The sequence below is a fragment of the Paenibacillus sp. 05T425 genome (genome assembly GCF_056396205.1).
Window position 1 is genome coordinate 317413 of sequence record NZ_JBFTLA010000009.1, and the last position, 7628, is coordinate 325040.

The window sequence follows — 7628 nt, forward strand, 5'->3', positions numbered from 1 at the left end:
GCTCCACTGTAAAATGGAGGCTGAGGCCCTTTTTCTCGGAAGTATTAAACATGAATTAGTGCTTTTCTTTCAACAGCTCCGGATAGCCGTATGAACCATGCTCGCTGACATCCAGTCCGATAATCTCTTGTTCTTCCGTTACGCGCAGTCCCATCGTTTTCTTCATTACGAATAGAATGATGTACGATACCGCGAAAGCAAACGCACCGCAAGCTGCAATACCCAGTGCTTGTACACCAAGCTGCTCCAAGCCGCCGCCATAGAATAGGCCTGCTTTGCCGACTCCTATTTTCTCAGCCAGCTCCGGCGTAGCGAACAAGCCATTGGACAATGTGCCCCAGACGCCCGCGGCGCCATGTGCGGACAATGCGTAGATCGGATCGTCGATGCCCATTTTTTCGAAGAAACGCATGCTCAGGACGACAACGATACCGGCAATCAAGCCAATCACAATCGCAGCCCACGGCTCTACGAATGCGCAGGAAGCCGTTATCGCAACGAGGCCAGCCAGCGCGCCATTCAGCATCGCGCCAATATCCGACTTGCCAACGAACATCCAGCTTACGATAAGCGCGGCAATCGCTCCGCCCGCAGCGCCAAGCTGCGTATTGACGGCGATAAAGCCGAAGAAGCTGCCGTCGCCAGCCGTGATCGAGCTGCCGGCGTTGAAGCCGAACCAGCCGATCCATAGAATCATAACGCCAAGCGTCGTGAATACTTGGTTATGTCCCGGCATGTCGTTCGCTTTGCCGTTTTTGCTGAACTTGCCGATACGCGGCTTAAGCAGCAGCGTAGCTGCCAGCGCCGCCATTGCGCCCGTTAAGTGAACGACCGTCGAACCGGCAAAGTCCTGTTTGCCATGCTCGGCAAGCCAGCCGCCGCCCCAAATCCAATGCGCAACGACGGGATAGACAAGAGCCGAGAATAACACCGCGAATATTAAGTAAACGGATAGTTTCGCCCGCTCAGCGAACCCGCCCCAAGCGACGGACATCGAGATCGCCGCGAACGCCATTTGGAAGAGGAACATGATCATTGGAGCAACCGTTGCTCCCTCCGGCACGTCCATTACATTGAAACCGAAGTAATCGCCCCAGCCAAGCAATGAGTTTCCTTCCGAGCCGAAAATAAAAGCATAACCTACCGCCCAAAATACAATCGACACGATACCTACCGTAAATACCGTTTTGCCGGCGATATGTCCCGCATTTTTCATCCGGGTCGAGCCTGCCTCCAGCAAAATGAATCCGCATTGCATGAACAGCACCAATATAGCGCCAAGCATCGTCCAAATTCCGTTTATGCCAAGTTCCATAAAGCTTCAATCCCCTCTGCCTAGATTCGTAGTTGTCGTTTGCTCTCATATATGTCTGCCATGCCGTCCAAAATGCCGGCCAACATCGCATGCGAAACCTCGCTTCTTCCCGACTGTTCCAAGATCGCTTCAGCCGTCTGAATATAAGGCGCATCAATCAGCTCACTGTGCCACACATCAAGCATCGTTGCGATACATGCCGGTGTTGTCTCCAGATGGAACTGCAGCGCTAAGGCGAGATCGCCGTAAGCAAACGCCTGCTCTCCGCAAGCTTCCGAATATGCCAGCCGCCTTGCTCCAGCCGGAAGCGTAAATGTATCGCCATGCCACTGGAAACTGGTGAACGTCTGCGGCATGTGACTAAAGCTTGGATGCTGTTCCTCCGTACGGGAAACCGCATGCCAGCCGATTTCCTTCTGCGCGTTCCGGCTAACCTTGCCGCCGAGAACCTCGGACAGCATTTGCGCGCCGAGGCAAATGCCAAGCACGGCCTTCCCGGCATCTATCGTTTCGCGAACGAACCGTTTCTCCATGGCCAGCCACGGATACTGTTCATCCTCATAAACACTCATCGGCCCTCCTAATATGACGAGCATATCGAATGATGCAGAAGAGGGATACTCGTACTCGGTTAAATGGGAGGGTGTCAGCATACGCAGCGTATGGCCTCGCTGCGCCGCCCAAGCTTTCAAAGCGTACTCGTCATCGAAGTCAAAATGCTTGAATGCGATAATATTCATTGTATCCCTCCTCGTAAGCGCCGTTCGTGATCCGAGAAGTTGCTTACGGCTTCATTTATATTTACGGCTGATTAAAGGCTATGACCGTATATTAATAAAAAAACACCCTCATGTCAACTAACCTGACAAACTTTTTGCCCCTTGCCTCCTTTTTACACAAAAAAACACACCTACAGCGCTAAAACGCCTGATTCGGTGTGCTTCACTGTGTAAGATTGAAACCTTGTTAACTTGATAGCTTTTTTGTATTAGCCTATTGGCTGTCCCGACGCAGTGCCACTTTGTACATTTTCAGCGGCCTGCCGCGGGTACTGGTCGTTTCCTCGCCGATGACGGAAGCATATCCGCTCGATTCGAGTTGGATGAGTATACGCCGCGCGCTTCGCGGCATAATGCCCATTTGCTGAGCCAGCTCGTTAGAATGGATGACGTCTGTTTGCAATTTACGCAGGATCGCTTCGATCTTGCCTAACGTTAACGAGCTTAATCCCGTATCATCGCTAACCTCTTGCAGACCTTCCGCCGAATAGGAGTAAGAAATACGCTCAGCGCGTCCCAAAGGACCGGACACCGTCTTGTCGTTGAAGACGACCATCCAAACTCCTTTACCGTATTGCCTCGTCTGCATGAGCGCGTTGCCTGCCATCATCTCGGCCTCGTAAGCCGTGCGGCCAATGCCAATGCCGCACGTCAGCTCTGCGCCCAAGCCGCTAAGCTCGGGACAGTCCGGCATTTGCGTGAAATGCTCCGTTATATTTTTCAATATGCCGCGCGTCGTGAAGATTGCATATCTCCCTGGCGATACCGTCTTCAGCGAGCCTTGCACCCGCCTGGAATAATCGAGCAGCGCCTCGCTTACCGCGAGCTCCATACGGAACAGCTCATCCGACACGTACGAATCCTTCGTAATGCCCGAATACGGATCGGTCTCAATGAACTGAACAGCAATCTGGGTATCCTTGTAGCGCAACGTTTCCCATGTCCGCCACGCTTCCGTCAGCGCCGCCTGTACGGACGATTCCGTCGGAATTACCCGCAGCACCGGCACGCCGAGCGCCTTCAGCTTGTCCTGCACGTACCAAACGCAGGTAACCGCGTAATCGATTCGCCCTTGCCGCCACATATCCAGGTGGAAGTCGATCAGCGCTTGGTACGAGCCCTCGAACGGCTTTCCGTTCAGCACGCTGCCGCCGAGTTCCAGCTCTTCCGCGACCTTAGCCAGTTCCTCTGCGCTGTACATATCGAAGCTAAGCCTTGATATGTCGATCCGCTGCCGATAGAACAGCTGGCATAACGTACGGTACAACCCCGTTCCGCTATAGGAGATATAGAACATCGGCTGCTGGATATGAGACGCCTGCTCCTTAGCCGCTTGATAAGGAAGCGGTCCCGAGAACAGCCACATATCGACTTTATGCGCATGAGCCGACACGATCGGCCCAATGTCCTCGAACCGCTCATGCGTGAAGGAGTAACATTCGAATTCGGCGCTTTGCCTTATAATATCGGTGACAAATCCCATCGTATCTTCAACGCCTACGTAACCGAGCTTGATTTTCAACCGGGCACCCTCCTCATTCGGGCTCGTTCCTCATATTTCCTCTATGTTACCACTGTAGCACGCCCCTAATAAAGTTCAACCTAATTGACCATTTTCACGCGCTAAAAAGGCTCAACGACAAAGAGAGCGCCCGGAGGCACTCTCTTTAACTTAAGCTTCGTTAATTCCGGCTGCCCGGCTCTATTCGACTTCGACTTCCAGCGGCTCTACGAAAACATCCTTGAATTTGTCGTAATCCGCTTGTCTGCATTCCATAACGAGACGCGTACCGTTCGGTTCATAGCTCGTTTCTTGAATGTTCGCATTCGTATTGAAATAAGCCACGACACGCCCTTCCGCGAACGGGATAATGACCTCGCACTTCACGTAGTCCTGGAAGATCCGCTTCTTCGTGAGCGTCACTAACTCATCCAGTCCCGCGCCTTCCTTGACCGACATATACACCTTATCGCCATTCACTTGCGGATACGGCTCGCTCGTCATATCCGTTTTGTTGTAGGCGAAGATCATCGGAATATGGTCGGCGCCAAGCTCCTTCAATGTCGAGTTAGTCACATCGATAAGCCGCTCGTACTCCTCATTCGAGTAATCGACGACCTGAATGAGAAGATCCGCTTCAGCTACTTCCTCGAGCGTTGAACGGAACGCTTTCACCAAATAATGCGGCAGCTGGCTGACGAAGCCGACCGTATCGGTAAGCAGAAACGACTTATTGTCCGGCAGCTCGATGTTGCGAACCGAGGTCTCCAGCGTGGCGAACAGCATGTCTTTGGCGAATACCTGCTTATTCGATTCCGGCATGAAAGCATCCAGCAGCGCATTCATCAGGCTCGACTTGCCCGCATTCGTATAACCGACGAGACAGACAACGGGAATGCCCGTCTTCTGCCGCTGCTTGCGCTGCACCTGGCGCTGCGCGACCAGCTTCTCAAGCTCGGACTGAAGCGCGTGGATTCTGTCCTCGATACGGCGGCGATCAAGCTCCAGCTTCGTCTCGCCCGTTCCTTTATTTTTCATGCCGGAGCCGCCGCCTCCGCCTTGGCGTCCAAGCGATTCGCGCAAACCTACGAGCCTAGGCAGCATATATTGCAGCTGCGCCACCTCAACCTGCAACTGCGCCTCGCGCGTCTTAGCCCGTTCCGCGAAGATGTCGAGGATAAGGATCGTACGGTCGATGACCTTTTTCTCCAACGAGCTCTCCAGATTACGAATTTGCGACGGGGACAGCTCGTCGTTAAAGATGACGGTAGATGCATCGACGCCCGCGACGAGCGCGGACAACTCATCGATTTTGCCGCTGCCAATATAATGCGAGCTATTGATCTTGGCTAGATTCTGGGTCAGCTCCCCCGCCACCTCAATGTTGCACGCCTCCGCAAGATTGCGAAGCTCCTCCATGGAGTAAAGAAAATCAGGCCGATCCTGTAAGTTAACGCCGACGATAACGGCTTTGTTGTTCGGTTGTTCCATATAGTAGTTCCTCCTTCAAATATCCTTGATTTGATCAATGTGGCAACAAAAAAACACACGGACGCTGCGGCCTGTGTGTTCGCTTGACGAAATAGAGAAGCACGGAGTAGATACTGCCTGGAATGGAGCAAGCCGAAGCTTGCTTGCCATCGCACAAGTCAGCGAGGTCATTCCGGTCAGCGCTAGAAAAGAGACCCGTCACTACACGCGAGTACCTTCCATGCGCTTTACGAAAGCATCATTTGGTTAAAGGCGGCAGAGAGTTATCCGATCATTCCATTACTCTCCAGCCAATCATAATTGCTATGGGTTACCTTTAATGAGGCAGACCTATCCCGAGTTCTCTGCACACAGGCAGAGTATTGGCGCTATTCAATTAGCCGCGCGAACTTCTAACTCGGATAAAGTCTATCACACGTAACCCTCCGTTCCCAATTAAAGTAAAGCCATTCTAACATAGGACAATAACAGAAAGCAAACAGGTGTTTACTTTGCTGGATTGAATTTCTGCTTCAATGATGCTGGTCTGTTTGATTCGATGCTAGAAGCTGTCGCAATTCCAGTCTATGGGTGAACATAAGCAGGAGCAAATTAATGATCCCGAATAGCAGGATCGCACGGGAATAGCTGCCGCTAACAGCTATATATACGGTAAGCAGCAGCATACCCAGGACGACCTGAAGAGCGTCGATCCGGGGCGTTATCCGTTTGTCTTTTAACAGCAGCCTCGTCACTGCCAGCAATATCGCCAGAATAACGGCATAAGCAAGAGCTGCCTTGAACGCTGTTAGCGCGCTCCATACGCCGAACGTTGTCGCAATGGCCTTGCCCCCTTTGCCTCTCAAGAAGGGAGAGAATACATGGCCGAGCAGCGCCGCCGCAGATGGAAGGATGAGTGGGTAGCCGGATATAGCATCCGTGTGGACAATCCACAAGAGGGGGACATACCCTTTGGCAAAATCTAGCGCGATGCCGGTCAGCCCATACCCGTAGCCGGCCGTTCGCCATAAATTAAGCGCACCAGGATTGCCGTCACCGTGCGATCGCAAGTTGTGCTTCGCTATAAGACCAAGCCAGTAGGAGAACATAAGAGAGCCGGAAAGAAACGACAGCAGCGTCCACAAGGTGATCGTCACCGCCACTACTTCCGACCTCCTACCTCAATGCGCCGCCCCTTCCACGCTACCCGTCCGAARAACACGACCTGATACAACGAATAAAGCATAATATAGAGGAAAAATACGGTGCTCAGCATATGAATGGCAGGCAGCCACCAGCCGAATCGGCCCGTGTAATGGATGAAATAGTAGATTTGCGCCGTGTAGAGCAAGTAGCCGATGAATAGCGGCCACGCCCATGCCGTACCGATCGCGAAAGGCGCAGCCTCTGCGGCGATCAGTCCAATGAGCCATATCGCGACGAGCAGCGTCGTGAAGCCGCTAAGCTTACTCGTGCTCATTACCGCTCCTTTGCTGAAGCCTTCAATCTCGCTGCGAATACCGCCCGGGTACATACGAAAAGAAACAATGCCGTAACCGATATAGTTCGTTACCGGAACGCCGGCTTCAATGAACTTGGCGCCTAGATTGAGATCGTCCAGCAGTTCAGCCTTAATGCCCTCATGCCCTTTGGCCCGCTCATAGTCTGTCCGTGTCGTCAGGATACAAGATCCGTACAGCCCTTTGAGCTTGTTCGCCCGCTCCATCGGCGAGGTGAAGGCATATAAGCCAAGCAGATTCGGAATGAGCGCCAATCGCTCGTAAARTCTCTCCGCCTCGTGATAGGGCACAACAGAGATTGCTCCTCTCGTTTCCTCTCTTGCGGCAATCAGTGATTGCAGCGCATGCGGAGCGAGACGGACATCGGCATCAAGGAAAGCAAGCAAATCGCCCGTCGCCTGCATGTAGCCGTTCCACACGGCCCAGTTCTTGCCTGTCCATCCGGGCGGGGGCGGCGAGCCGGCAATAACCGTTACCCCATAACTCTCCGCGATCGCTCGCGTCCGATCCTCGGAGCAATCATCGATGACGATAATTTCGAACGGCTTATATGTCTGGGCCATAAGTGATCCTAGAAGATGCGGTAAGTTTTTTTCCTCATTCCTCGCGGGAATAATAATGGACAGCTTGCCCGAAGTGGCCGCCAGATCTTCAGCACTAGCATGCTGCTTAGGGATAGGAACCGTATTTTTATGGAACAAAACAAACCCGGCAGCGCAAGCCATCAGCAATAGAACGATGATCCACAGTATCATCTCACTACCCCCTGCTATCGATATGGACAAGCCTTCTGGCGACGATGGATTCCCATTGGAAAGTCTCTAGTTTAACTATATTGCGCCGATGCCGCGCCTATGAAGATTATCTTGAACAACAAAMAAGGCCAACCGTCCCTGAACTGCACCCCGTCAAGTAGACAGTACAAAAAATAAAGATCTATGAAGCGGCCTTAGCCCTAAATTCAAGGGGACTGAGGCCGTTTAGTTTTTTCTGCAATCGTTCGTAATTGTAAAAGTGGATGTAATCATCAATATCGTTCTTTA

At 52.4% G+C, this 7628-nt stretch carries 7 protein-coding genes; all 7 read right to left on the reverse strand.

Annotation, left to right across the window (positions count from 1 at the left end; all coding sequences use genetic code 11):
* Positions 1 to 55: 55 nt before the first annotated feature.
* A complete protein-coding gene (locus AC1DF0_RS21905) occupies positions 56 to 1315 on the reverse strand; it encodes an ammonium transporter (protein WP_477575309.1) in 1260 nt (419 codons plus the stop codon).
* A 20-nt stretch (positions 1316 to 1335) separates the two neighbouring features.
* The gene (locus AC1DF0_RS21910; RefSeq protein WP_477575310.1) at positions 1336 to 2055 is read right to left on the reverse strand and encodes a type 1 glutamine amidotransferase; all 720 of its coding nucleotides are present in this window, start codon (positions 2053 to 2055) and stop codon (positions 1336 to 1338) included.
* A 253-nt stretch (positions 2056 to 2308) separates the two neighbouring features.
* The gene (locus AC1DF0_RS21915; protein ID WP_477575311.1) at positions 2309 to 3616 is read right to left on the reverse strand and encodes an ArsR family transcriptional regulator; all 1308 of its coding nucleotides are present in this window, start codon (positions 3614 to 3616) and stop codon (positions 2309 to 2311) included.
* A gap of 180 nt (positions 3617 to 3796) precedes the next feature.
* On the reverse strand, positions 3797 to 5086 hold the full coding sequence (gene hflX / locus AC1DF0_RS21920; RefSeq protein WP_477575312.1) for a GTPase HflX: 1290 nt from the start codon (positions 5084 to 5086) through the stop codon (positions 3797 to 3799).
* A gap of 512 nt (positions 5087 to 5598) precedes the next feature.
* Positions 5599 to 6228, reverse strand: coding sequence for a glycerol-3-phosphate acyltransferase (locus AC1DF0_RS21925; RefSeq protein WP_442048396.1), 630 nt, complete (start codon positions 6226 to 6228; stop codon positions 5599 to 5601).
* Entirely contained in the window at positions 6228 to 7340 is a 1113-nt protein-coding gene (locus AC1DF0_RS21930; RefSeq protein WP_477575313.1) for a glycosyltransferase, read from the reverse strand. Before AC1DF0_RS21930 ends, AC1DF0_RS21925 begins: the two co-directional genes overlap by 1 nt.
* 181 nt (positions 7341 to 7521) lie before the next feature.
* On the reverse strand, positions 7522 to 7617 hold the full coding sequence (locus tag AC1DF0_RS21935; protein ID WP_477573710.1) for an IS3 family transposase: 96 nt from the start codon (positions 7615 to 7617) through the stop codon (positions 7522 to 7524).
* Positions 7618 to 7628: the final 11 nt, after the last annotated feature.